The 26,992-nt window shown below is 36.8% G+C and carries 18 protein-coding genes and 4 pseudogenes; 16 read left to right on the forward strand and 6 right to left on the reverse strand.

The window, feature by feature from the left end; all coding sequences use genetic code 11:
* Positions 1 to 71: 71 nt before the first annotated feature.
* The 5 genes from miaA (at position 72) to CP367_RS08610 (ending at position 6,046) form a co-directional block, all read left to right on the forward strand.
* Positions 72 to 992 carry a tRNA (adenosine(37)-N6)-dimethylallyltransferase MiaA gene (miaA, locus tag CP367_RS08590; RefSeq protein WP_013086631.1) on the forward strand — a complete coding sequence of 307 codons (921 nt, stop codon included), beginning with the start codon at positions 72 to 74 and terminating at the stop codon, positions 990 to 992.
* Positions 985 to 2,235 carry an aminotransferase class V-fold PLP-dependent enzyme gene (locus tag CP367_RS08595; protein ID WP_060462017.1) on the forward strand — a complete coding sequence of 417 codons (1,251 nt, stop codon included), beginning with the start codon at positions 985 to 987 and terminating at the stop codon, positions 2,233 to 2,235. Before miaA ends, CP367_RS08595 begins: the two co-directional genes overlap by 8 nt.
* 135 nt (positions 2,236 to 2,370) lie before the next feature.
* Positions 2,371 to 3,708: a type I glutamate--ammonia ligase gene (glnA, locus tag CP367_RS08600; protein ID WP_005719812.1), complete on the forward strand. Its 1,338-nt coding sequence runs from the start codon at positions 2,371 to 2,373 to the stop codon at positions 3,706 to 3,708.
* A gap of 289 nt (positions 3,709 to 3,997) precedes the next feature.
* On the forward strand, positions 3,998 to 4,912 hold the full coding sequence (locus tag CP367_RS08605; RefSeq protein ID WP_089146183.1) for an ABC transporter: 915 nt from the start codon (positions 3,998 to 4,000) through the stop codon (positions 4,910 to 4,912).
* 144 nt (positions 4,913 to 5,056) lie between these two features.
* Positions 5,057 to 6,046: a hypothetical protein gene (locus CP367_RS08610; RefSeq protein WP_089146184.1), complete on the forward strand. Its 990-nt coding sequence runs from the start codon at positions 5,057 to 5,059 to the stop codon at positions 6,044 to 6,046.
* Between the two features lie 74 nt (positions 6,047 to 6,120).
* On the opposite strand, the pseudogene CP367_RS08615 reads toward CP367_RS08610, so the two are convergent.
* The 3 genes and pseudogenes from CP367_RS08615 to CP367_RS08625 all read right to left on the reverse strand — a co-directional run bounded on the left by CP367_RS08615 (position 6,121) and on the right by CP367_RS08625 (position 9,324).
* Positions 6,121 to 7,402, reverse strand: a pseudogene (locus CP367_RS08615) (ISL3 family transposase).
* Positions 7,403 to 7,643: 241 nt separating this feature from the next.
* On the reverse strand, positions 7,644 to 8,012 hold the full coding sequence (locus tag CP367_RS08620; protein ID WP_054833006.1) for a hypothetical protein: 369 nt from the start codon (positions 8,010 to 8,012) through the stop codon (positions 7,644 to 7,646).
* Positions 8,005 to 9,324, reverse strand: coding sequence for a nucleotidyltransferase (locus CP367_RS08625; protein WP_089146185.1), 1,320 nt, complete (start codon positions 9,322 to 9,324; stop codon positions 8,005 to 8,007). The genes CP367_RS08620 and CP367_RS08625 overlap by 8 nt, the downstream gene beginning before the upstream one ends.
* Positions 9,325 to 9,593: 269 nt before the next feature.
* Here CP367_RS08625 and CP367_RS08630 point away from each other — a divergent pair.
* The 7 genes and pseudogenes from CP367_RS08630 to CP367_RS08655 all read left to right on the forward strand — a co-directional run bounded on the left by CP367_RS08630 (position 9,594) and on the right by CP367_RS08655 (position 18,225).
* A pseudogene (locus CP367_RS08630) lies at positions 9,594 to 14,309 on the forward strand (S8 family serine peptidase).
* Between the two features lie 249 nt (positions 14,310 to 14,558).
* Positions 14,559 to 15,554 (forward strand): dihydroxyacetone kinase subunit DhaK, encoded by a 996-nt coding sequence (dhaK, locus tag CP367_RS08635; RefSeq protein WP_089146187.1) that lies wholly within the window; start codon positions 14,559 to 14,561, stop codon positions 15,552 to 15,554.
* A gap of 12 nt (positions 15,555 to 15,566) precedes the next feature.
* A complete protein-coding gene (gene dhaL, locus CP367_RS08640) occupies positions 15,567 to 16,151 on the forward strand; it encodes a dihydroxyacetone kinase subunit DhaL (RefSeq protein ID WP_023488668.1) in 585 nt (194 codons plus the stop codon).
* Positions 16,148 to 16,519: a dihydroxyacetone kinase phosphoryl donor subunit DhaM gene (dhaM, locus tag CP367_RS08645; protein ID WP_061204855.1), complete on the forward strand. Its 372-nt coding sequence runs from the start codon at positions 16,148 to 16,150 to the stop codon at positions 16,517 to 16,519. Before dhaL ends, dhaM begins: the two co-directional genes overlap by 4 nt.
* Positions 16,520 to 16,534: 15 nt before the next feature.
* Positions 16,535 to 17,242 carry an MIP/aquaporin family protein gene (locus CP367_RS08650; RefSeq protein WP_005723341.1) on the forward strand — a complete coding sequence of 236 codons (708 nt, stop codon included), beginning with the start codon at positions 16,535 to 16,537 and terminating at the stop codon, positions 17,240 to 17,242.
* A 144-nt stretch (positions 17,243 to 17,386) separates the two neighbouring features.
* The gene (locus CP367_RS11035) at positions 17,387 to 17,593 is read left to right on the forward strand and encodes a hypothetical protein (protein ID WP_225520358.1); all 207 of its coding nucleotides are present in this window, start codon (positions 17,387 to 17,389) and stop codon (positions 17,591 to 17,593) included.
* The gene (locus tag CP367_RS08655; protein ID WP_232783887.1) at positions 17,590 to 18,225 is read left to right on the forward strand and encodes an Rpn family recombination-promoting nuclease/putative transposase; all 636 of its coding nucleotides are present in this window, start codon (positions 17,590 to 17,592) and stop codon (positions 18,223 to 18,225) included. The genes CP367_RS11035 and CP367_RS08655 overlap by 4 nt, the downstream gene beginning before the upstream one ends.
* A 62-nt stretch (positions 18,226 to 18,287) precedes the next feature.
* Here CP367_RS08655 and CP367_RS08660 read toward each other — a convergent pair whose 3' ends face one another.
* The gene (locus CP367_RS08660) at positions 18,288 to 19,163 is read right to left on the reverse strand and encodes a LysR family transcriptional regulator (protein ID WP_060464188.1); all 876 of its coding nucleotides are present in this window, start codon (positions 19,161 to 19,163) and stop codon (positions 18,288 to 18,290) included.
* Positions 19,164 to 19,458: 295 nt separating this feature from the next.
* Here CP367_RS08660 and CP367_RS08665 point away from each other — a divergent pair, with 295 nt between their 5' ends.
* Entirely contained in the window at positions 19,459 to 21,273 is a 1,815-nt protein-coding gene (locus CP367_RS08665; RefSeq protein ID WP_233186494.1) for an FAD-binding protein, read from the forward strand.
* Here CP367_RS08665 and CP367_RS08670 read toward each other — a convergent pair whose 3' ends face one another.
* Positions 21,274 to 22,158, reverse strand: coding sequence for a LysR family transcriptional regulator (locus CP367_RS08670; protein WP_060464190.1), 885 nt, complete (start codon positions 22,156 to 22,158; stop codon positions 21,274 to 21,276).
* 226 nt (positions 22,159 to 22,384) lie between these two features.
* Between CP367_RS08670 and CP367_RS08675 the strand changes: the two genes are divergently transcribed.
* Entirely contained in the window at positions 22,385 to 23,800 is a 1,416-nt protein-coding gene (locus tag CP367_RS08675; protein WP_005723335.1) for a DASS family sodium-coupled anion symporter, read from the forward strand.
* Between the two features lie 15 nt (positions 23,801 to 23,815).
* Entirely contained in the window at positions 23,816 to 25,600 is a 1,785-nt protein-coding gene (locus tag CP367_RS08680) for an FAD-binding protein (protein WP_089146189.1), read from the forward strand.
* A gap of 91 nt (positions 25,601 to 25,691) precedes the next feature.
* Here the strand turns inward: CP367_RS08680 and CP367_RS08685 are convergent.
* Positions 25,692 to 26,471, reverse strand: a pseudogene (locus CP367_RS08685) (ABC transporter ATP-binding protein); the annotation flags it as partial.
* Here CP367_RS08685 and CP367_RS08690 point away from each other — a divergent pair.
* Positions 26,453 to 26,959: pseudogene (locus tag CP367_RS08690) on the forward strand (family 1 glycosylhydrolase); the annotation flags it as partial. The pseudogenes CP367_RS08685 and CP367_RS08690 overlap by 19 nt on opposite strands.
* Positions 26,960 to 26,992: the final 33 nt, after the last annotated feature.

The following is a 26,992-nucleotide window of genomic DNA, read 5'->3' on the forward strand; positions in this document are numbered from 1 at the left end:
GAAGACGCATTTGGAGGGGGGTAACTCTAATGCGCTCTTTTTTTGTATCAAAATTAAGAAAGGTGATGGGGATGAAAAAGGTACTAGCGATTGTAGGACCAACAGCTATCGGTAAGACAAACTTGGCGATTGATTTAGCTAAAAGGTTGAACGGCGAGATTATTTCTGGCGATTCCATGCAGGTTTACCAAGAAGTGGCAGTGGGAACTGCAAAGGCAACTGCAGAGGAACAGGCGCAAGTGAAACACTACTTAGTTGATACGCAATCCGTTTTTGACGAGTATTCAGTTAAAGATTTTGTGGATCAAGCAACAAAAGCGATTGAAGAGATTAGCCAAAAAGGTAAGTTACCAATTATTGCAGGCGGGACAGGTTTTTATGTTAATGCTTTATTGAATAAGATGCAGCTAGGCGAGAAAACTCCAGAAGAGCGTAGCGTTTCGCAAAAGTGGGAAAACTACCTCAAGGAAAAAGGCGCAGAAAAATTGTGGCAGGTCTTGAATGAGCAAGATCCTAAGGCGGCAGAAAAAATACCAGTAGCCAATAGTCGCAGAACTATGCGAGCATTGACTGTGATTGAGCGTACAGGCAAAAAGTTTTCAGAGCAACAAAAGCAGATCGAGCCGCGTTATGATTACTTGATTATTGGCTTGAATTCTGACCGTCAAGAGATATATCGCAGGATTAATTTGCGTGTTGATAAGATGATGGAGCAAGGGATGCTCGATGAAGCAAAATTTATTTATCAAAATCGAGCACGAGAGTATCAGGTCTTGCAAGCAATTGCGTATAAGGAATTTTTCCCTTATTTTGAAGGGCAAGAGACGCTAGAGCATTGCATTGAAGATTTAAAGACAGCTTCGCGCCGCTATGCTAAACGTCAATTGACTTATTTTAGAAATAAATTACCAGTAGTTTGGTTTGATCCGTTAGATGATCCGGGTTGCGAACAAAAGATATTGAAGAAAGTCAAGGAATGGAAAAATGAATAATTTGCCAGAAAAATTACAAAAAATTGTTAAAGAAGTTGATCAACAGATCGCACCTAAACTGGCTGAGATTGAAGATCAAATTGTTTATAATACGGCTAAAGTTTTGGCGGCTTACCAAGCTAATGATGTCGCTGAAGCTGACTTGAATGGGGCTAATGGCTATGGCGACGATGATATGGGAAGAGATAAGCTAGATAAGATCTATGCTCAAGTTTTTCAAACTGAAGATGCGGTAGTTCGGCCTCAATTTGTTTCAGGTACGCACACCTTGTTTGTAGCTCTAGCAGGTAACTTGAAATACGGCGATACGCTAACTTATTTAACTGGACAGCCTTACGATACTTTGCAAAAAGTGATTGGCTTGACTGATGATAAGCGTGGTACTTTAGTCGAGCGCGGCGTGCATTTTTCATATGTGCCGTTAACCGATGATGGGTTAGTTGATTATGACGAGGCTGAAAAGGTTCTTAAACGTGATCAGCCTAAGATCGTTGCCATTCAACGTTCACGTGGCTACTCCACCAGAAAGACCTTTACAGTTGATCAGATTAAGGACATGATTGCCTTTGTTAAACGGGTCAGCCCTAAGAGTATTGTCTTTATTGACAATTGTTATGGCGAATTTTCGGAAAAACATGAGCCAACTGAGTATGGTGCTGACTTAATGGCAGGATCGCTGATTAAGAATGCTGGTGGTGGTCTAGCTAAGACCGGTGGTTATATTGTTGGTAAAAAGGACCTGGTTGAAAATGCAAAACTTGCATTGACTGCTCCAGGCTGCACCGATGAGGGCGCCACTATTGGCAATTTGCATGACTTTTATGAAGGCTTTTTCTTGGCTCCTAATGTTACCGGTATGGCTGAAAAGGGAATGATTTTTGCGGCTGCTTTGTTTGCCAAAATGGGCTTGAATGTTACCCCAGCTTGGGATGAGAAGCGAAGCGATATTATTGAGACAATTATTTTTGGTGATCCTGATAAGATGGTTAAATTTGTGCAAGAAGTACAGAAAAACTCACCGATTGATTCCTTTGTAACGCCTGAAGCTGTGCATATGGAGGGCTACGAAGATAAGATTATTATGGCTGCTGGTAATTTTGTTTCGGGTTCAACTATTGAATTTTCAGCGGATGGTCCAATTAGACCACCTTATGCGGTTTATATGCAGGGTGGCTTGACTTATGCGCATGACAAAGTAGCTATTATTAACGCGGTTCGTGATACTTTTTTTAACAAAAAATAAAATTTAAAAATAATCACTAGACCAATTTGACTTTTTAAAATTGGTCTGCTATTGTATTAAACAGTTCTAGGAGATAAGAATAAATCATAGGACCATACCAATTTAATATTTTTTGTTTTTATAGGTGAATTAACTATGAGTAAACAATATACTGCAGAAGAAATTAAGCAAGAAGTTGAAGACAAGGACGTTAGATTTTTACGCTTGGCCTTCACTGATATTAACGGTACTGAAAAGGCCGTTGAAGTACCTAAGAGTCAATTAGATAAAGTTTTGACTAATGACATTCGCTTTGATGGTTCTTCAATTGATGGCTTTGTTCGTCTTGAAGAAAGTGACATGGTTTTATATCCAGACTTCTCAACTTGGACAGTATTGCCATGGGGTGACGAACACGGTGGTAAGATTGGTCGTTTGATTTGTTCAGTTCACACCACTGATGGCAAGCCATTTGCTGGTGATCCAAGAAATAACTTGAAGCGTGTTCTTGGTGAAATGAATGAAGCTGGATTCGACACTTTTGATATTGGTTTTGAAATGGAATTCCATCTTTTCAAGTTAGACGAAGATGGCAATTGGACTACTGAAGTTCCAGATCATGCTTCATACTTTGACATGACTTCAGACGATGAAGGTGCAAGATGCCGTCGTGAAATCGTTGAAACTCTTGAGGGCATGGGCTTTGAAGTTGAAGCAGCTCACCACGAAGTAGGTGATGGTCAACAAGAAATCGACTTTAGATTCGATGATGCTTTGACTACTGCTGACAGATGCCAAACCTTTAAGATGGTAACGCGTGCAATTGCTAGAAAGCACGGTTTGTTTGCAAGCTTTATGGCTAAGCCTGTTCAAGGTCAAGCTGGTAACGGGATGCACAACAACATGTCATTATTTAAGAATGGCAAGAACGTCTTTTATGACAAGGATGGCGAATTCCACCTTTCAAATACTGCTCTTTACTTCTTGAATGGTATTTTGGAACATGCTCGTGCCATTACTGCAATTGGTAACCCAACCGTTAACTCATACAAGCGTTTAATTCCAGGTTTTGAAGCTCCAGTTTACATTGCTTGGGCTGCTAAGAACCGTTCACCACTTGTACGTATTCCAAGTGCTGGTGAAATCAATACTCGTTTGGAAATGCGTTCAGCTGATCCAACTGCTAACCCATACTTGTTACTTGCTGCATGTTTAACTGCTGGTTTGAATGGTATTAAAGAACAAAAGATGCCAATGAAGCCAGTTGAAGAAAACATCTTTGAAATGACTGAAGAAGAAAGAGCAGAACATGGTATTAAGCCATTACCAACTACTCTTCACAACGCAATTAAGGCCTTCAAGAAAGATGATTTAATTAAGAGCTCATTAGGTGATCACTTAATGCACAGCTTCATTGAATCAAAGGAATTAGAATGGTCTAAGTACTCACAATCAGTTTCAGATTGGGAACGTCAACGTTACATGAACTGGTAAAAATAAATAAGTAATTGGAAAATCTCGTGGTGATTGAGGCCACGAGATTTTTTTGTAAAGTATAGATTTTTCCAAAGCATATCTAATCGTAATTAGTCTAATTACGATTAGATAAGTGAACTTATGGATAAGTTTTTAAATCTAGTAGGATAAACTTTTACCAAAAATCAAAAAATATTCTCTTCAAAGAAGAGCAAACTGCTATATAATTGTAATAATGACCGGACTGGTATCCCTAATTAGTTTAGGGATACTTTTGTGTTAATGAGAATGTATTGGAGTCGATGGAATGAGAAATAAGACATTAGTAGCATTTTGTTTGATAGCTGCAATGATCAATTTAACTGCTTGCCAATCGCAAAAGCAGACTAATAATCGCCAAACTATTGAAAAATCTGGTGTGACTCAGAAACAGACTCCCAAAAGATTAATTGTTAAGAGTATGTCAGATACTGAAAAATCTAGTGCAATCTCAATTTATGGATCGATGAAATATGGGGATGCATGGAAGACTGCATATAGTGATGCCAAGAAAAATCGTTTGAGCATTAGTGTAAAAAATCGAACTGGTTTTAATTGGATAAAAAAAGGTAGAGGCTACATTTATGAAGTAACTGGCAATGGTCAAGAAAATAATGCTTTTTATACAATGAAAAGTGAAACCGTATATTTTTATAATCAGAAGAAAAATTTAGGTGTAGCAAGTTTATCTGAAATAGCTTCATATTTAAATGAACATAATCAAGTAAAAGCTGTAGAAAAATTAGCAACTAAGACTACTTTGGCTGCTGAAGTTACATCTGACAAATATGGGGTTAAGGGTGACGATGGCCTAGCATTAGTTCCAACGAGACTTTGGGGTACTTGGTACAACTATAAAGGAAAGAAGTTAGTAATTACTGATCATACTGTTAATGGTGAAGAAATTCATCATATTTCTAATTCTGGTGTAGCAGCAGAATCCTTAGATCAAACGAAAAAGTGGGCTAGAGCTCGGATCGAAAATATTAATGGATTAAATTGCTATCATGTTCAAACATTGAATGCCCAAGATTTTGGCTTACTTTATTCTGTCCAAAAAGATAATGGCAATACGGCAGTAGTAACTTATAGCGTTGATACAGGTCATTATACGGCTACTTATTGGAAGAGCACCAAGATAGCCAAGGAACACCGAAATGCAGAATTTAAGACTTTAAATTAATATTTGTAAAGAAGTATTAAAATAATTGCAATGAACAAGAAGTATAATTTTTGTAAAATAATCATGTAAGAAGTTGGCGGATCGTATTTTTTATAATACTATTAAGCAAAGAGATAGAATTATTGAAAGAAAAGGGGATTCCTTTTGAAAAGTAAATTAACTGTTTTGGTTGCAATTTCAGCTGCTTTAACTTTAGCAGGATGTAGCCAAAGTACACAAGGTAATAGTAATTCACAATCACAGTCAGAAAAATCAAGTCAAGTTTCTAAGAGTAACTCAGAAAAAACTGGCACCTCAGAATCAAGTAACAGTCAAAACTCAGCAAAATTATCTGCTGAGAATATGGACTATAAGACGCAGGTTAGTGCAATCTCTGTCTATGCTGCACAAAAGTATGGCGACACTTGGGAAATTGCAGTTAATGCTGCCAAAAATGGTAATTTAGGTGTTGCGTTCAGAACCAAAGCCGCAACAGGTATTACTTCTGATAACTCAGGATATGTTTATGAGGTCTCCGGTACCGGTAAAAGCAGTAATGCTCGTTACATGCTAAACGGAGATGGAGCACAAAAGAAAATTACTATTTTTGTTAAGCAAAGAAACCTTGGTACTGTAACTTTACAAGATGTAGTTGATTACATTAATAAAAATAATGATGTTGATCTAGTTCAAAGCTTGGCTAAAAATGCCAAACTAGATGTTAAACTTGAAGGCGATAATGACAATGCAGCTGGTGCTAAGGAATCTGCTAGTGCCGTAATTCCATCAAGCTTGCAAGGTACTTGGTACACTGCAGATACTGGCAATGGCAATATCGATACTTTGACTGTAACTGCTAATAAGATCAATGATGAAGCTGGTTTTAGCATGGATGTAAAGGCTAAAAATTCAGGTTCATCAACTAGTTCAGGCTATATGAAACAAGCTACTATTAATGGAATTAATTTCTATAGTTTTACTAATATGGGTCAAGAACCAGGTCAAGGCAGTACATATTTGGCACCGCATACTGAAAATGGTCAAAGTGTAATTGTTTCAGCTAACTCTAAGGGAACAACTAATGCTGTCTACTGGAAGAGCGAAGCCTTGGCTAAGCAAAACTCCAACAAGCAATTTAGCGATCTACAGTATTAAAAGTGAATAAAATAGGCTCTTTGTCAAATGGTGTTGATAAAAGTCAATTAAAAATTAAATAATAGGGAAAGGCATTAGGCTGCTAAATAGTAGTCTGATGCTTTTTCTTTAATAATGGCATCCTTTTCTTCTAGCTTGATTCTGGTTACTAGATGATTGAAGTTAGCGTAACCGTAGGCAGTACGTTCAATCTGTTTAATCTTACGGTTGGTTCCTTCAAGGCAACCGTTTGATTCATCGAACTTAGCAGCGTTGAGAATATCATGTAGATTACGTTTGAAAGTATTTAAAGTGGTGTGCATCATATTGCCAACATGATCTTTGCTTTGAATTAGGTTTCGTAACTTCTTGGTATCTCTATCTTTTAAAGCTTTACTGATATCTTGCATAAGGTTATAAGTATTTTCAAGCTTATTGTTTAAAGAAAGCCCATCAGCCACGATTTGTTCTTGAGTTAGGGTATCTTTTAATCTGGATTGATAGCATGGCTTAACTTTTTCCAGGTCATCAAAAGGCTTAAGATAAAGTTTCCAGTAATATTTAAGCAGGTTGTATTCCCATGAACCTTTTTTGTGCTTCTTCATTTCTTGAATGCGACAGGAATTAAAGGAACGGTTAAGCATCTGAACGATATGGAAACGGTCGAGGATTACTTGAGCATTAGGAAAAAGCTCCTTAGCCATAATGTCATAAATAGTAATTAAGATCCATAGTTACAGTCTTAACCTTGTTTCTTACGGTTATTGGGAAACGTTTAAAGTAATTGATAATATCTTTTTTTAATCTGGTAGGCAGTACCTTAACTATTTTGTGCGTGTGACCATCAATGGCAATAAAGTGCAGCTGTCTGTCAACGCCTCTGAATTCATCAAAAGCCAGGTATTCCGGCAGCCAGTCGGTATCTTCAAAGGAAGACGGACTATATTTCTCTAGTACGCGTTGCACGGTATTGGCTGAAGTTGAAGTTTGTCTGGCAATGCTCTTCATGAACCAGTCTTCGGTTAAAGAGCCAATAATTTTACGCTTGGTGGCATTAGAAATACAGCAGTATTTATCTACTAGTTCCGTTTGAGCCATCGAATTCGTCTGACAATTACGGCAGATAATTCTTTCTTTAGCTATTCTGATAAAGCCAGGTAGACTAGCATCTAAAGCAGGATAACGCACATTTGAATATAGGTGACCATTATGTACGATGGTATCTGAGCCGCAGTTTAAGCAATGGTCTAAATGTACAATAGCGTGGTAGAACTTGGCTTCACGATTACGATATTTGCCAGTTGAGATATCCAAAAATTCTAACAAAGGGTCTTTAATATTCAGAGAAAATTTAATACAATCATTGCAAGAGGACATAAGCAATTCACCTTAATTTCTAAAGAGTGGTATCAAAGGACATTATGCAGTGAGGCTTGTGCCTCTTTTTTAATGCAAAAAATCCTATTGATAGAATATCATAGAAATCTATCAACAAGATTTATCATAGAACCAAAAATTCTAACTACGATGCAGTAGTAAAGTCACATCGCAATATCGATCAACTAAGAAAGCCAGTGTAGGTAAGTTAACCTATGCTGGTTTTTGGTTTACTAATATTTTAGCTAATAATTTGCACATGATTTATTGCTTCCAAAGGCAACTTAGATCCTGATACAATAATTGTTTCTTGATCGTAATAACCTTCCACAAAGCCTTTAATATCAGGTGATAAATTACCATTTTCATCTAGGTCTTTTAGTTGAAGTGAGATCAGTCTATGATTACAAAAGGAATCTAGCAGAATTTCACTAATTTTATCGACAGTCATTTCAGACTTTTTAAAATAATTAGTATTTCTTTCAATATTGCTCTTGCTAATTTTTACAGTATGATCACTCAAAAAGAAACCAGACCATTTCTTCATGCCAGAATCCTGATAATTACGAAAGAACTCATCTAGTTTTTGGTCGAATGCATTTTTATTCATAAGCATTACCACCATTATGTCCACCAACTAATTTGCTACGCTGGATAGCTGTTGCACCTTTGGATAGACTGGATGCTTTAACTACTGCCGAAAAGCCGTACTTTTTACGCAATTTGTCTACTACATGGTCAAGCTTGTATCTTTTGATCTGTAGTTCTGGATCTTCCAGGATATTTAACTGCATACTGTGGTCGGGAACGAGCTCGCTATAGCTAACGCCAATACAGCGTACAGCTTCACCTCGCCAATTTTTTCTAAAAATAGCTAGTAAAGTTTGTACAAGTTCATGATTAACATTAGTTGGAGTGATTTTTCTTTGAACATTAAAACCATCACGATCATTATCATAATCTAGTTCTGAAAGGGAGAAGCCAATATAAAGACTGACCTTGCCTGCACACAAATTATGTGCTCGAATTCTAGCTCCAACTTGTTCGCCGATTTCTCGAATGACAATTTCGATTTCTCGTTGCTGAGAATAGTCCCTTTGTAAAACCTGTGAGTTGCCATAGCTTTTAGTTTTTGGGTGATACTTATGACTGATAATACTGCGATCAACGCCCCAGCTTTCCGCAAATAGCTGCTCACCAATAATACCAAATTCTTTCTTGAGAATGGCTGGATCAGTGTGCGCCAGTTGGTAGACATTATTAATGCCAATTCTACGTAAATGATTAGCAGTGCGAGTATTAATGCCCCAAACGTCTTCTAATTTTGGAATACGCCAGATCGTATCTGGAACATCGATGTAATGCCAGAAGGCAACCATAGATTTATTGTGCTTAGCCTCATTGTCCATGGCAAGTTTAGCTAATAAGGGATTTTCACCAATACCACAAGTTGTATAAAGCCCTAGAGTATCGTGAATATCTTTTTGAATTTTATGAGCAACATTATATGGATCATTACCAAATAGTTTCCAAGAGGTTGTCATATCAATCATGCCTTCGTCGATTGAGTACATATGAATATCTTCATCAGCTGCATATTTACGAAAAATATCGAGTACCTGCATGCTGCGTTTGATATAAAGATTCATATGTGGATCAACTAGCATTAAGTCTGGTGCTTCTTTTTTAGAGGGTAAGTTTCTAGCTCTCATGACATTGTGTAGGTTATATTTTTTCTTAGCTAGAGGAGAAGCAGCCATAATCAAGCCTGATCCCCAGGGAGCATCTGGCTGTCTTGAAATAACCACTAGGCAAGCTTTCATAGGATTAAGGCCTAATCGTAGGGCTTCGCATGATGCGAAAAAGCTTTTGTTATCAATCATAAAAATAATACGATGAGGTTCGTACTTGAAATCATACATAATACCGTCCGCCTTTAGTAAACTGCACGAACTAACGTGCGCACATTTATATTATATAAACTTTTGTTCGTGCGAACAAGTGGGCATTTTAGAAAAGTCAATAAATCAACAATTTAATGATATTGTTGATTGTTGGCTTTTTTGTTATTTTAGTAAAATTAAAAAAATATAAAATAAATATTGCTTATCTAAAAAATAGATGATATTATTTGTTAAATTTCTTTAACGAGATTTAATAAAACTTACAAAATTAGATAGGGGATGCAAGTATGAGCAATTTAACAAATCCAAATGATCATAAAGATCTGTCGTTTTTATTTAAATCAGTGGATCGATTGGCAGCTTTAGAAACACAAAAGAAGGCCGATACGATTATTAGTGTTCGCAAGAAGTGGGTAGCTGCTGCCATGATTGCTCTTGCTTCTGGATCTACCGTTTTATTAACTAGTAATACTGCTAATGCTGCAACTTCAGATGCTAACTCTGAAGTGCAGGTAACAGCACAAAATCAAAACACAACAGAGAATAAGACGCAAGCTAGAGATACAGCTAATAGCCATGATACTGAACAAAATGCTACAGTGCAGGCTAATTCATCTCAACAAAGTAATCAAGAAACTAATACAGCTGATCAGAACAATACACCGGAAAATAATAATCAAGTACAAGCACCGGCCAATCAGGCTGATCATGTTAAAGGAAATGTTCAATCTGCATGGGACCAAGGATATAAAGGTCAAGGTACTGTCGTAGCTGTTATTGACTCAGGAGCTGATCCAAGCCATAAGGATTTTCAAACAATGCCTGAAAATCCTAAGCTTTCAAAGGATGATATTCAAAAAAAGATTGAACAGCAGGGGTATGGGAAGTACGTAAATGAAAAGTTCCCATATGTTTATAACTATGCCGATAGAGACAATGATTACATTACTTCTGATGACACTAACTCAAATGATTCTCCTCATGGTCAACACGTTTCAGGTATCATTGCTGCTGATGGAAAACCAGATGGTAATAAAGAATACGTTGTCGGTGTTGCTCCAGAAGCTCAATTGATGCAATTGCGTGTTTTCGGTCAGTTTTCAGATGAAAAAACTGATGATGTTGCTAAGGCTATTTACGATGCTACTAATTTAGGTGCGGATGTAATTCAAATGTCCCTTGGTCAAGGTGTTGCAGATCAGCAATTAACTAATATTGAACAAAAAGCTGTTCAATATGCAATTGATCATGGTGTGTTTGTTTCAATTTCTGCATCAAATAATGGTCATTCAGGTTCAGTTGATAATACAAGTAATGTGACTTCTGTAGAAAGTTATGAATCTGGAAGTGCAGATGGTAATTATGAACCACTTAATTCAAGTACAGTGGCCAATCCTGGTGCCTCTAAAAATGCATTAACAGTTGCTGCAGAGACTTCAGCTACTGGTAAAGATAGTGACATGGCTGGATTTTCATCTTGGGGACCGGTACAAGACTTTACTTTAAAACCTGATTTGGCTGCTCCAGGGTATCAAGTCGTTTCTACCGTCAACAATAATAATTACCAAACAATGAGTGGAACCTCAATGGCTGGTCCATTCGCAGCAGCAAGTGCTGCACTGGTAATGCAACGGCTAAAGAAGACTAATCCTGAATTAAAAGGAGCGCAGTTGGTTGCTGCTACTAAAGCTCTTTTAATGAACAGTGCTAAACCTCAAACGCAAAATGGGTATACTACACCTGTTTCTCCACGTAGACAGGGTGCCGGACAAATCGATGTTGGTGCTGCGACTTCGAATCCAGTTTATGTAATTGCTGATGATGGAACAAGTTCAGTCTCACTTCATCAAGTTAAAGAAAACACGCCATTTACTTTAACTTTCCATAATCTAACGGACCAAGAACAAGTTTATACTTTTGATGACTTTGGTGGTGGATATACTGAACAAAGGGATAGCAATACTGGAGTTTATCATGATGTTCAATTAGCGGGTGCACGTGTTTATGGTGAAAATTCATTTAGTTTAGCTCCTAAAGAAACTAAACAGGTTACGTATTCTTTAAATCTAAATGGCTTAAACAACAATCAATTAGTAGAAGGGTTTTTAAGATTCACCAATACTAATGATAAATCTACGGTTTCAGTACCATATTTAGCTTACTATGGTGACTTAACCAGTGAAAATGTTTTTGATCAAAATGCTAATGAAGCACACTCCGACATCCAGGAAAATCGATTCGTTAATGAGCAAAACTATCCTCGTGGTGTTGCTGATCAAGAATCATTAAAGCAACTTGTTAATGTAGAAGGAGATTACAACTGGCAAGAAGTTGCAAAATTGTATGAAAGCGGAAAGGTAGCTTTCTCACCAAATAACGACAATAAGAGTGATCTTCTTAAACCATATACTTATTTGAAACAAAATGTTAAGGATTTAAAAGCTGTGGTCCTTGACGCTCAAGGTAATGTCGTAAGAGTTGTTGCAGATGTGCAAGGTGTAGATAAGTCTTATGATGAAAACGGAGTAACTAAAGATACAAGCTTATCAGTTTCAATGAGAGATAATCCTGATGCGTTTGAATGGGACGGCAAGGTATATAATAGTAAAACTGGTCAAATGGAAGTTGCTAAAGATGGTAATTATACTTATAGATTAGTAGCTACATTTTGGAATGAAGGACCTCATCAAGTGCAAACTGCAGATTTCCCTGTAGTAATTGATACTGTTGCACCAACATTGTCTAATGTGAAATATGATGAAGCCACGAATACTTTAAGCGGTGAATACCAAGATACTGGGGCTGGCTTTACTAATTATTCATATGCGACAGTTACAGTTAACGATAAAGTCTTCGGCTATAAACTTAGTGATAGCCAGTCGGCTTTTGATAATGCTGAAAAGACAAAAGGATATTTCAGTTTTGCTTTGGACAAGAATGCGGTTGCTGCGTTATCAAACGCTGAAAATAAGGTAAGTGTTGCCTTGAGTGATGTGGCTGATAATACTGCAGTTTACAGTGTTGATGTAGCAGGAAAAGATATTAATGAACCTGCAGTCAGTGTTTGGAATGCTACTAATGGATTAGCATTTGATCAAAGTTCTACTAGTTACAATAATGATACTAAGACTTACACGTTAATTGGTGGAGCAAATCAAGATTTCTATTTGAATGGTAAATTAGTTCAGGTTCAAAATGGTCAGTATTCTGTTCCCGTTGATGTCAATTCAACTAACTTGGTATTTAGCACTGATGCTGCTGGTAAAAATGTGTTAAAGAATTTCTCAACTGTAACTCCAAAAGCATTCTTTAATTGGCAAGTTACTGACACTTTTGCAGGTAACTTTGGTGTTTCAATCAACTCTGTTGAAACTAATCGAAAAGATGATGTAGTTGTTCAAGCTGCTGTACCTAAAGGCGAAAATATCCAAGCTTTTGCCAAAGATTACTTTACAGGTGAATTATATACAGGTGAAGTTAACGATGGAGTAGCAACTTTCCATGTACATACTTCAATTAATGGTGGCAGGCGTGCATTATTAACTGGTTGGACTGTTGTTAATGGACCATCTTATAATGATAAGCAAGAAACTAGTCAAAGAGGCGTAGCAAGTTCAAATCACCTAGGTGTTTACTATGAAGTAGATGCAGCTGATCGTCCAGTTTATACTAACCGTAATCAGCTAGGTGTTGAAGTAAAAGACGAGGCAGCAAATGTGGATACATTTGGTCCAGGAGCATATCCAGGACATGCTCCATCTGATTTAACAACTAGAACAGCTTCTAATCCAAACATTCATTTTGATTATATGAATGATAATGATACCACTCGTTTTGGTCAAAACGCAGTATTAAAGGGTTACTATGATCCCACTACAATGAAGTTTACGGTAACTGGTAATGTAGACGATAATGTAACTAGCTTAACTGTCTTGAGTGATAGTTCCAATGAAAATGACCCTGCAAATCAAGTTAAACTAGATCAAAATGGTAAGTTTAGCTTTGCCGTGACTGCAAATAGTACTGGTCAACGTCCAATTGCTTATCTTTATAGGACGAAGGACGGTCAAACTGTTCGTGGTACATTAAATCTTATCTTAGACACAGTAAAACCAACTCTTGAAGTCAACCAAGTTAATGGTAATGAACTTGAGCTTTGGACTAATAATCCTAAATTTGTTTTATCAGGTAAGGTAAATGATAACTTGGATGGTTATAGACTCTACGTTAATGGTAATAACATTTATCGTGAATTCTTAAACTCAGGTTATAATCGTTTAGAAGGTTTGAATACTGATACAGAGTTTACAAATCCATATGGCGATCATGAATTTGAGCAAGTTGAAAATCTTAACGATAATAATGATCAACCGACTACTCATATCTTTACTGTTAATGTAGTAGATCAGGCTGGAAATACCGTCACCAAGAAGCTAACTGTGCATTTTGATCCTAACTATGTTGTACCTACAGACAATACAGATGTAGTAGTTGACACTAGCACGAGTGACACAGATGGAGTTACTGAAACAAAACCAATTGATCCTTTAGTAGGTAAATCATTTAAATTATTGCATAATGCATATCTTTATGATCAAAATGGTTAAGTTGTTTTGACTGATGTTGAGAATGCTAAGAGCTTGCTCAAAAAAGGACAGACAATCGTTGCATTGGATAATGCTAAAGTAACATTTATCAATGGCGTTAAGTTTTATAGAGTAGGCAACAATACTTTTGTTAAAACGGCAAATACTGTTCTTCAAGCACCTAAGAGACTCAAGCTGACTCACAATGCTTATGTTTACGATCAAAAAGGTAATGTTGTCAAAAAGCATGGCAAGAAAGTTTTACTTAAGAAGAATCAATGGATTAGTGCATTGAACAATGCAGATAAATATGTAATCAAGGGTAGGTTATATTACAAATTAGCTGATGGTCAATTTGTAAAAGTGGCTAATACTGTTACTAAAAAAGCTAAGTTACGAAAAACTGTAGTGAGTTAGAAATACAGATAAATAGTCAAGTATTGTAATTTTGCAATGCTTGACTATTTTTGTGCTTGTAGTTTGTTTTGAATTTTCTTCTGTCTATGACGAATAAGCTTAACGATTTCAAAGTACATTTTTTGGAGAATAACATATTAGCACATAAGCGAGAAACTAAACTAATGAGAAGAATTTAGTTATAATATTTATGTAAGCGATTTCTGTAAAAGTAGATTAAAAATCTAAACAAAGAAAGAAGGGTACTTGATGAAGAAAATTATTAATGATCCACACGATGTGGTGCCAGAAATGGTTGATGGAATGACTAGATCATATCCGCAATATATTGAAAAAATTGAAGGAACTGAAGCTGTTGTTCGCGCAGATAAAGCATCAATGAAAGATAGAGTCGGAATTATCAGTGGTGGCGGATCGGGTCATGAACCCACTCATGCTGGTTTTGTCGGTAAAGGGATGCTCAGTGCAGCTGTTTGCGGTCAGGTCTTTACTTCACCTACGCCAGATCAAATATATGCAGCTATTAAAGCTGTTAACCGGGGTAAAGGCGTCTTCATGGTTGTTAAAAATTATTCAGGTGATGTCATGAACTTTGACATGGCTAAGGATTTAGCAAGTATGGATAATATTCCTGTTAAGTCAATCGTAGTTGATGACGATATTGCTGTTGAAAATAGCCTTTATACTCAGGGAAGACGTGGAGTAGCTGGAACGATCTTCATGCATAAGATTCTTGGTGCAGCTGCTGAACAGGGAGCTAGTCTTGATGAGATTGAAGCTTTAGCTAAAAAGGTTTTACCAAATATCAAGACAATTGCTGTAGCTCTTTCTGCAGCAACTAATCCAGAAGTTGGTAAACCCGGCTTTATCCTGAAAGAGGATGAAATTGAGTATGGTGTTGGCATTCATAGTGAGCCGGGCTATCGTCGTGAAAAAATTAAGCCTTCAAAAGAATTAGTTGATGAATTAATTGGTAAATTGAACGATGAAATGCATCTTGATAGTAGCAAGAAATACGCTTGTTTAATTAACGGCATGGGTGCTACTCCATTAATGGAACAATATATTTTCTCAAACGATGTCTTAAATAAATTAGAAACTTTTGATATTGAACCTAGTTTTATGAAGGTCGGTAATTATATGACTTCAATTGATATGGCCGGTATTTCACTTACGCTTTTTGAAATTCAGGATGATAAATGGCTAGATTATTTGAATTATCCAGTTAAAACAATTGCTTGGTAGAAAGGAAAAACAATGGCATTAACTACTGATACACTAACTATTTGGATGAATAAGTTCGCTGACAAGGTTAATACAAATAAACAATATTTAAGTGATCTTGATACGCCAATTGGTGATGGAGATCATGGCTTTAATATGGATCGCGGGATGACTGCAGTTAAAGAAAAATTAGCTACTAAACCAGCTGATTTAACTTCTGGTTTTAAGACGATTGCCATGGCGTTAATTTCAACAGTTGGTGGTGCATCTGGCCCGTTGTATGGAACGGCTTTTCTAGAAATGGCCAAGAAGAGTGCCTCAACTGATGATATTGGTGAGTTGTTTGATGCTGCGCTAGCTGGAATTGAAATGCGTGGTGGCGCTAAACCAGGCGATAAGACCATGGTAGATGTCTGGAACACTTTAGTACCAGAGGTTAAGAGTGGCAATTTAACTGAAGAAAAAATCAAAGATGCTGTTGAGGCTACTAAAGATATGATTGCTAAAAAAGGTAGAGCGTCATATTTAGGTGAACGGTCCAAGGGACACATTGATCCTGGTTCTCAATCAAGCGGGTATCTTTTTGAAGCAATGCTTGAGACGGAGGGCTTGCTATGAGCTTAGGTATAACTTTGGTTTCTCATGTACCAGACATTGCTAACGGATTACCTAAATTGCTTAATCAAGTAGCAAAGGATGTGCCGATTACTGCCGCAGGTGGTACAAACGACAATGATATTGGCACTAGCATGGAAAAGATTATGACAGCGTTTGATGAAAACACTGCAGATGAAATTTTAGCTTTTTATGACTTAGGCAGTGCGAAAATGAACCTTGAGATGGCAATGGAAATGACTGATAAAAAGGTTCATCTCTATGATGCTGCTTTTATCGAGGGAGCTTATACAGCTGCATCACTTATTCAAGCAGGTGTGGGCTTAAACGATATTGAAAAGCAACTTAAACCACTAATTGTTAAAGATTAATAGAAAGAGGGCATTATGTCAGGATTCATAGGAGAGTTCTTTGGAACTTTAGTCTTAATTGTTTTGGGCACTGGTTGTGGTGCTGCAATTAATTTGCAAAAATCGTATGCTAAAGGCGCTAGCTGGCTTTATGTAACTATTGCTTGGGGCATGGCGGTTACATTCGGTGTTTATGTTGCTGCCAGTCTTGGTTCACAGGGGCACTTGAATCCCGCGGTTACCATTGGCTTTGCTAGTTTTGGCTTTTTCCCATGGAGCGAAGTTGGACCATACTTGCTGGGTCAATTTTTAGGTGCCTTTGTCGGTGCAGCTTTAGTAGCAATTCAGTTTTATCCTCATTTTAAGGCCACTAAAACATCAGAAGCAGGAAACAATGTTGGGATTTTTGCTACTGCACCAGCGATTAAGAACAATTTATTTAATTTCTTAAGTGAAACGATAGCAACTTTTATCTTTGTTTTTGCGTTACTTAACTTAGGTGATTTTGATAAAGGATTAAAGCCGATTGCGGTTGGTCTATTGATCATGGTTGTCGGTCAAGCTCTTGGCGGAACTACTGGATTCGCATTGAATCCTGCTCGTGATTGGTCGCCAAGATTAGCATATACAGTTTTACCTATTCCTAATAAGTCGTCAGCTAATTGGAGCTACGCTTGGGTGCCAATGGTGGGGCCAATTGTTGGTGGTGTTTTAGCAGCTGGTTTGCAAGCAGTTTTAAAATGAAAAAATTTCAAATAATATTCGAAGGACGAACATTTTTATGGTGTTTGTCCTTTTTTCAACTTCTAAAAAAATTTGGCGCCTTTTTTGCGTAATAAATATTAGAGGGTTAAACATCCTCAAAAAATTTTTCTAGGAGGACTTTGCATGAGCAAAGATAAAAAACTAAATGTCGCGGAAGTATTGGGCTTTACTGATGATCTGATGTTTCAGAACGTCATGAAGGATCCAGAAATTTGCCGTATGTTCTTGAATGAGGTGCTGCCACACTTGGACATTAAGGACTTAACGGTCCGCACGCAGGAAAGGATCGCATTCAATGGCTGGAGAAGGTTTCGATTCTTGATGTTTTGATCACCGATAGCCGGGGCAGGCGCTACAACGTTGAGATGCAGGTTGCCAACAAAAGAGACATGGATAAGCGCGCCAGACAGTATCTATTTAAGCTAATGGAGGATGGCTTTTTGCGGCGAAGACAAGAATATGAAGAATTGCATGCGGCTTATGTGATCTTCATCTTGCCGTTTGACCCAAAAGGAAAAGGCTTGAAGCGGTATAGTTTTGTTTATACTGCCAAAGAAGACCCATCAGTTGAACTAAATGATGGATCTGAGATAATATACTTAAACACCAAGGGAACCAAAGGTAAAGTGAAACCAGGTCTTGACGATCTTTATCGCTTGATTGAAGGCAAGCCAACTTCAAATGGTAAGTTCATTAGCCGAGTTAAGGAGACAATGAATAATTATCGCAGAACCGAAGAATGGAGGAAACACGTCATGAACACGGAAGAAGTCGCAGAAGCAGCAAAGCAGCTCGGAATGGAAGAAGGCAAGAAAGAAGGCCTGATCACCGGAGTGCAAAACTTGATTTCTGTTTTGCGTGATTATGGTGAAGACAATCAAAATATTTTACAACAGCTTAAGCAAAAGTATGGCAATACTTTCTCCGATAAGCAGTTAGAGGATTTCTTGAAGCAAAGCTAATCTTCTAATAAACCAAAATAGCGATAGTACCAACGATTGCGGTACTATCGCTTTTTTTGAAATTAAAAACCTTTTAAAATGGAGAGACATTTTGCTTGAATTTTGTTTGGCATAAAATCCTCACGAATCCCTAAAGTAGAGTAGCAATAAATCTGCTGGCTGGGTATTAATGGAATAGATTTTACTCCGGGATAGTTTTTGGCAGCTATATCCATTAAGAAACCAACACCCATATTTTGTTTGACTAGTTGCAAAGTAGCATCGATACTATCAACAACTAATTTTTTCTTTGGTTTAAAATTTGTGTTAGTAAAAATTTGTTCCAGGGCAGTTCTAGATAGAAAACGTTTATGTCTCATAATTAAAGGAATATCTGCAATTTGAAATAGATCAATTTCTTTTTGCTTTGCGAGCGGATTATTGCTGGGAACAACGAGATTGTATTGGAAGGTTTCAAGTGTGGTTAATTTAATTCCAGGGAGTTTTTCATTGTCAAGACGAGAAAAAACAATGGCATCATATCTTCCTTCACGAAGATGTTGTTCTAAATAATGAGAATTTTCTTCATGCGTTTCAACTGAAGCTAGCAAATGTCCTTGGTTAAGTTGAGTGATGACGGAAGCTAGCCATTCTTTACCAGCTAACTCAGAATAGCCTAAACGAAAACTGTTTTCGTTTGCTCTTTTGGCTTCTAAAATAATTGATCGTTCTTTCTGAATTAGCCCTTTTGCGTTACGGTATACAACTAAGCCAGCGGGTGATATAGTCATTCTTTTGTGATTGTGGGCCTGAAAAATTAGTTGGGTACCAATTTCTTTTTCAAGTCGCTTAACCATTGAAGAAATAGCTGGTTGAGTTACTCCGAAAAATTCAGCTGTTCTATTATAGTTTTTAGTTTCTACAAGTTTTTGAAAATACTTTAAATCTCTGAATTCCATTTTTAAATAAATATCTATTATTGGACATATAAATTAACCGTTCACAAATACATTATAGATTATAGCATTAACTAAACTCCATAAATATAATTTATCGAAATATATATATCGCTTATCATCAATTCACAAAAATATAAATTTGATTATTTTAGATTACTTTTCACATGTCTAAAGCTCTATGAAATAAGACAAAAAGGTTATTTTGTGAAAAAGCGCTTACAAAATAATGCTTGCACTTTAGTTTTTCACATGATATTTAATACACGACAAGTTGATTTTTATGGGAGATCAAAAAATGAAAAATGTAAAAAATATTAAGTGGAATGCAAGTTATGATGTATTGGTTTTAGGCTTTGGCGGAGCAGGCGGTACTGCTGCTAGATTTGCAGCAGACAATAATGCTCATGTTCTGTTAGTTGATGTAGCTCCTTATGGACATGAGGGTGGTAATACTAGATATTCTGCTCAACATGTAGCCATGGCTCATGATCGTGAAAAGATTGGTAAGTACTTTGATCAATTAGCAGAACCATATTCATATTCAAAGAAGACCATGGATGTTTATCTAGACGGTTTTGTAAATATGCCCGAATACTTTGAAAAATATTTTGGTATTAAGCCATTTATTTGGGGTGATGACTTCCGAGAAGGTGATTCCCTAGATCACAAGGATCACTTATGTGAATACCCAGAATTTGAAGGTTCAGATACTTTTGACTTTGCTTTAGTGCATAACCGCGACTTTGACGCTGGTCTATGGAAAAAGATTCGTAAGGAAGTAGCAGATCGTAAAGATAAAATCGATGTATGGCTTAATTCTCGCGCTTTAGAACTGATTCAAGACCCAGAGACTGATCAAGTTGTAGGTGCAATAGTTGAACGTAACCATAAGAGATACTTTATCCATGCTAAAAACGGTGTAGTTGTTTCAACTGGTGGTTTTGAAAATAATCCACAAATGCAACAAGATTACTTACATATTCACAAGTTGACCCCACTTGGTACTTTATATAACCGTGGCGATGGTGTAAAGATGGTCCAAAGCGTTGGTGCAAAGATGTGGCATATGAGCAACTACGAATCACTTGGAATTATCCCAAGCTACGTGATCGCTGAAGAAGAGGGCACTCGTGGTCGTCAGATCGGGGGCTGGAAGAATGTTAAGTCTGGTTCAGTTATTGCTGTTGCTAATGATGGTTCAAGATTTATGAAAGAAGATGCTAAGTTCCGTCACGGTCACATTTATGATCATGGCGAATACAACATGCCTCATGCTTTTGACAATGCATGGTTAGTCTTTGACCAAAAACAATACCAAAAATTTGTTGAAGAAAAAGAAAGCGGTAAGCTTCGTTACAACAAGTTATTTGATAAGATGATTAATGCTACTAGCGTTTCTGAATTAGCTGATAAGATGAATGTTCCGGCTAAAAACTTGACTGCTACAATAAACCAATTCAATGAATTTGCTAAAAATGGTAAGGATCTTGAATTTGGTCGTGCCACAGACTCGATGGATGAAATCAGTACTAACAAACTTTATGCTCTCAAATTAGCTCCAGCCGTTTTGAACACTCAGGGTGGTGCAGAACATAACGAAAAAGCTGAAATATTGAATAACAATGATCAACCAATTCCTCACCTATACAGTGCTGGTGAAATGGGCGGTATGTGTGTCAATCGTTATCAAGGTGGCGGTAATCTCGCTGAATGCTTGATTTTCGGTAAGATTGCTGGTGAGCAAGCAGCTAAGATGAAGTCGGATACACAAGAAGTTAAACTAGAAAATGCTGTGCCATCGGTTAATGATTTAATAGCTGGGGATAAAATTGACAATATAGAACTAGGTCCAGATCAATATGTTGGTTCTACCGAGGCTGGTATTGGTGGTCGAATTGTGGTTAGAGTTACTTACAAAGATAAAAAGATTAAGAATGTTGAAGTGCTTGAAAATCATGAAACTGAGGGAATTGGAGCAGTAGCTATTCAAAAATTACCTGATGAAATTGTTAAGGCTAATAGTACGGAAATTGATGCAGTCTCAGGTGCTTCAACGACTACTAGAGCAGTTGAAGAGGCGGTTAATAAAGCAATTAAGAAGGCCAAATAGCTAATTTTCACGAAAATGTCTTAGAATATCAATACCTTTTTTCTGATAGTCATTTGGAATAAAGCTCTTACGCATAGCAATTTGCATATAAGCCCATAACCTTTGATCTGGTATCAAGTGAATAATATGCAAATCTCTTCTATCTTTAAGTGTATCTTCCATTGCTAAAGCAATACCTACATTTTGACTAACTAAGTCGATCATTAGTTGCATAGTTCTAGCTGTAAAAATTATTTTTGGAGAAAAATTACCTAATTTTGCTTCTTGATCTAAGCATTCTCTGGTCAAATATCCTTCTGAACGCGCAATAAAGTCTCGCTCTGACAGCTCAGAAATTTTAACTTGCTCTTTATTAGCCCAAGGATCATTAAGACCAGTTATTATGACTAATTCTGTTTTATTTAAATTACGAATATAGTAATTTGAGTCGTTAATAGGCACCATCCAAGAATAAATGGCCACATCAATATCTCCATTGGTTAAACTTTCGAATATATCTGCTGATCGCTCTAGATGCGTGTCAAGCATTGACATTATGTTAGCGTGATGAAACTGAGCGATAACCTCAGGAATATACATGCTGCCAGCAACACCAGAAAAAGAGATTCGTATTTTCTTCTCACTGGCATGCATTACATCATAATTAACGCTATTAATTTCATGTAGAAGCTTAACTGATTTATTGTAAAGCAAGTCTCCAGCAGTTGTTGTGTTGAGTTTGCCTTTTCGATTAACCTGTTCAACTAAAGGATCTTTAAAATGCTTAGCTAGACGTTTAACAGCTGCTGAGATCGTTGGTTGAGTAACGTTAAAAAATGTAGCTGTTTTAGTGTAACTACCAGTTTCTATTAATTTGCAAAAATACATTAAGTCTTGATTATTCATCATAAACTCCATTTATAAATATATTTTATATATTGATCTTTTTTGATTATAAGTTATGAACTTCACAATCATTATAAAACTTATTATATTGAGATTTAAAGCAAAAAAATAAATCATTTTATTCACAAATTCAAATTAGCATTTAACGAAATAATGTTATAAATTGTAATCGTCAACAAAAGATAAGTGCTTACAAAGTTTGATTAATAATTTAGGGAGTAGAAAAATGTTAGATAAATTTCAATGGAAGAAATGGATTCTTCCTTTAGTAATTGGAATTGTACTGTGGCTTGTAACACCATTTAAGCCAACAGATATTAGTGTGCCAGCTTGGCATTTATTTGCAATCTTTGTTGCAACTATTGCAGCATGTATTACTAAGCCATTACCAATGATGGCTACCACTTTAATTGCAGTTGTGATAGCAACCTTAACCGGTATATTTAACATGAAAGAAGTGGCGGCTGGATTTGGTAATTCAACCTCTTGGATGGTTGCTATGTGTATGTTTTTAGCAGCTGGATTTATTAAATCAGGTTTAGGTAAAAGAATTGCATATATTTTTGTTAGAACTTTTGGCAAAAGCACTTTAGGCTTAGCTTATGCTTTATCATTTGTAGAAACTGTTTTGGCAATAGGTATTCCAAGCAACAATGCACGTGTTAATGGGATCATGTATCCAATTATCGATGGTCTTTCTCGTGAAATGGGTTCTGATCCTGAAAAGGGAACACAGAGAAAATTAGGTTCTTTCTTAGTGTTTAATGAATATGAAATCAACAATGTTACTTCCGGTATGTTTTTAACAGGTTTGGCAGGTAACATGGTAGCGTTAGGTTTGGCAAAAACACAAGGAATTGAAATTTCTTGGATGGAATGGTTCCTAGCTGCTATTGTCCCTGGACTGATTTCTTTACTTGTTGTGCCATTTTTATTGTATAAAGTTTATCCACCAGAAGTAAAAGAGACTCCAAATGCTCATGCTTGGGCAGATAAAAAGTTAACAGAACTAGGTAAAATGACGGCTGCTGAAAAAATTATGTCAGTGGTCTTTGTAGTAGCTATTTTGCTCTGGTTAGTGGGGCCACATATTGGAATTGATGCGACTGAAACTAGTTTTATTGCTGTAGCATTACTTTTAATTACTGGAGTAATTAATACCAAAGATATTCTAAATGAAAGTTTTGCTTGGAATATTTTAACTTGGCTTTCAGTTATTATGCTAATGTCACAAAAATTAATGACTTTAGGCTTTTTCCCATGGTTCTCAAAGACATTGGGTGCAGGACTTAAAGGCATGAATTGGGTATTAGTTTTAGTAGTTCTGTGGTTAGTTTACTTCTACTTACACTATTTGTTCCCAAGTGTATCAACTCAGATTTCAGCTTTGTATGCTGGTTTTTTATCAATTGCTCTAGGTGCGGGAGTGCCAAAAATTATGGCAGCACTAATGCTAGCAATGTGTGGTACAGTATATCTTTCAACTTCTACATATTCTGCGGGCCCTGCTGCAATGGTTTCTTCAACAGGATATATTTCTAATAAGGACTTCTGGAAGTTAAGTGCAATTATTGGTGTGGTATTCAACATTATCTGGCTTGGTGGCGGATTGCTTTGGACTAAAGTTATTGGATACTGGTAAAAATAGGTGAATAAAATGATATATAATTCTTCGTTAAAATGGGACAAAGTCTATGATGTAATTGTTGTGGGTTTTGGTGGTGCCGGTGCAGGAGCCGCAAGATTTGCAGCAGATAACGGTGCTCATGTTTTACTAGTGGATTCGGCTCCAGAAGGTAGCGAAGGTGGTAATACCAGATATGCTGGTGGTGCTTTTGCCTGGGGCAGTAATTTTGATGATCTAAAAGATTACTACAAACAAACTTATTATCCATTTAAATACGATGAAAAAGATTTAGATGCTTTTGTTGAGAATGTTCTTAAGATGAAAGAATATTCTAAAAAGTATTTTGGTATTGAGGCAAAAGCTACAGGAAGAAGACCTAAGGGTGAATATCCTGAATATCGGCATGGGGATGCAATGCAATCGCAAAGTATGACCCAAGGGATGTATAATGGCGGTTTCTGGAAGCTGCTACGTAAGAAAGTTTATGAAAGATTAGATAGAATTGATATTTGGTTTGATTCTCCTGTAGAGCATTTGATTCAGTCGCCAAAAAATCAGACTATTATGGGCGTAGTAATTAATCGTAATGGCAATAAAAGACTGGTTGCTGCTAAAAATGGTGTAGTTCTAAGCTGCGGTGGTTTTGAAAATAATCAAGCGATGATTCAAAACTTTTTAGGTCAAGGATCTTTGGCTCCAATAGGCTCTTTATATAATCAAGGCAAAGGAATTGATTTAGCTGTCGAAGCAGGAGCACGATTATGGCATATGTCTAACTATGATTCGCACGGTTTATCATTAAGACAGAACGACCCACGTGAAAAGTTTGCCTATATGATTAATTGGAAATCATTGTTTAATGGCTCAATTTTTGTGGCGGGTGATGATGGTACACGTTATTTCCGTGAAGATGAGGAAGATCGTCATGGTTATAAATATAATCATGGCAATTGGATAATGATTCCTAACCAAAATCATCCTCATATTGTAATGGATCAAAGACAATATGAGCAATTGAGTAACGATACTTCTGCGAAGGCAAGTCAAATAAAAGAATTAATTTCTTACGCAATTAAAGCAAATACGATTGAAGAACTTGCTGAAAATATATCCGCTCCTAGATTAAAGCAAGAAGTTGCAGACTTTAATTTCTTAACTGATGTAAAAAAGCGAGATATGTTTCTTCATCGAAAAATTGATACTATGCGTAGTTTTGGAAAAGGACCATATTATGCAATTCCTGTAAGACATAATATTCTTCATACTCATGGTGGAGCTAAAAGAAATGAAAATTGTGAAGTAATTGATTTAAATGGCAAAGTTATCCCTCATTTATATGAGGCTGGTGAATTAGGTGATATTTTTGCTACTAAATATATCGGTGCTAATAGTATTGCTGACTTATTAATTTCGGGAAAGATAGCTGGCGAGAATGCTGCTAAGCCCAAGGATCAAGAGGTTGGATTAGATGCAGTTACTGGTGCCTCTAAAGTTGCTGATTTGAAATCCGATGCTCATACTATGATAGCCAATTTTGATGCTGGTAAAAATCAGGGTATAGGTATCAGTTCAAATGGAATAAGTGATTTACCGATTGTAGTTAGAGTAACACTTAATGATAAAAATCAACTTAAAAAGATTGAAACTCTGCAACAGAAAGAATCACCATCATTAGGAGGAAAAGCAATTCCAGTTTTAACCAAAGCAATGATTGCCAACAATACTACTGATGTAGATACTGTGTCCGGTGCTTCTGTTACTAGTCATGCCTTTCAAGAAGCCGTATCTGATGCTTTGAAACATATTCAAAAATAAAAGTTAATAAACCAAAAAGAGCGATAGTACCAACGATTGCGGTACTATCGCTCTTTGTTTTATTTTGATTTAGAGGGGGAAGGTAGAATAATTAATTATCTAAAGTCATAGTAGTTTCTGGATCGAAGAAGTGTGCCTTGTTCATTTCAAAGCCCATCTTGATCTCAGAACCTGGCTTAGTGAAGTCACGTGCGTCGACCTTAGATACTAAGTCGGTGTCACCAACCTTACAATAGAGTTGAGTTTCAGCACCAAGAAGTTCAGAAACAACAACTTTAGCTGTGACAACTTGTTTAGGGAAGCTTTGTAAAAATACTTCCTCAGTGTGCACATCCTCTGGACGGATACCAAAGACTAGCTTTTTACCTTCATAGCCTTTGTCCTTTAAGATCTTAAGCTTACCTTCAGGGACAGGAATCTCAAAATCGTGGTGATCGTTGTCGATAATCATACCATCCTTCAAGGTAACATTGAAGAAGTTCATCGCAGGTGAGCCGATGAAGCCGGCTACGAAAATATTAGCAGGTTTGTTGTAGACCTCCATTGGCGTACCAACTTGTTGCTGGATACCATCTTTAATAATGACAATTCTGTCGGCTAAGGTCATAGCCTCAGTCTGATCGTGAGTTACGTAAATAGTAGTAGTCTTTAATTGTTGATGTAGTTTTGCGATTTCAGCACGCATGGTTACACGCAATTTAGCATCCAAGTTTGATAAAGGTTCATCCATCAAAAAGATTGGAGCATCCCGTACAATAGCACGTCCCAAAGCAACACGCTGACGTTGACCACCAGATAAAGCAGCAGGCTTACGCTTCAAGTATTGTTTTAAGCCTAAAATTTTAGCAGCGTGTGAACTTCTATCATCCAGAAAGAGTTCAAGCTCCACAGGTTTCTCCGAAGAGCTTGCAAGACTGGATGCCCGACATTTACTTTGATAATTATGAGATGCCAGGTCGGGTAATGAATGTAGATAAGGGCTGGGAGATTTATCCTAAGACTTTGTACGATATTGCGATCAACATTCGTGATAATTACGGCAACATCGATTGGTTTGTCTCTGAAAACGGGATGGGTGTCTCTCGCGAAGAACGCTTTATCAAAAATGGTGTTGTTCAAGATGACTATCGGATTAAGTTTATCAAAGATCACCTGTTAGAATTGCACAAAGGAATTGAGGCAGGGTCTAACTGTCATGGTTACTTTGTCTGGACAGGAATTGATTGCTGGTCATGGATGAACGCATATCGCAATCGTTATGGCTTAATCCGAGATGATATTCATACCCAAATTAAAACTCTTAAAAAGTCGGGCCATTGGTATCGCCAGTTGAGTGATAATAATGGCTTTGATGAATAACTTAATAAATAATAATTTTCTCTCCCTCTAGAT

This window comes from Lactobacillus sp. UMNPBX16, from assembly GCF_002553775.1.
Lineage (GTDB): Bacteria > Bacillota > Bacilli > Lactobacillales > Lactobacillaceae > Lactobacillus > Lactobacillus crispatus.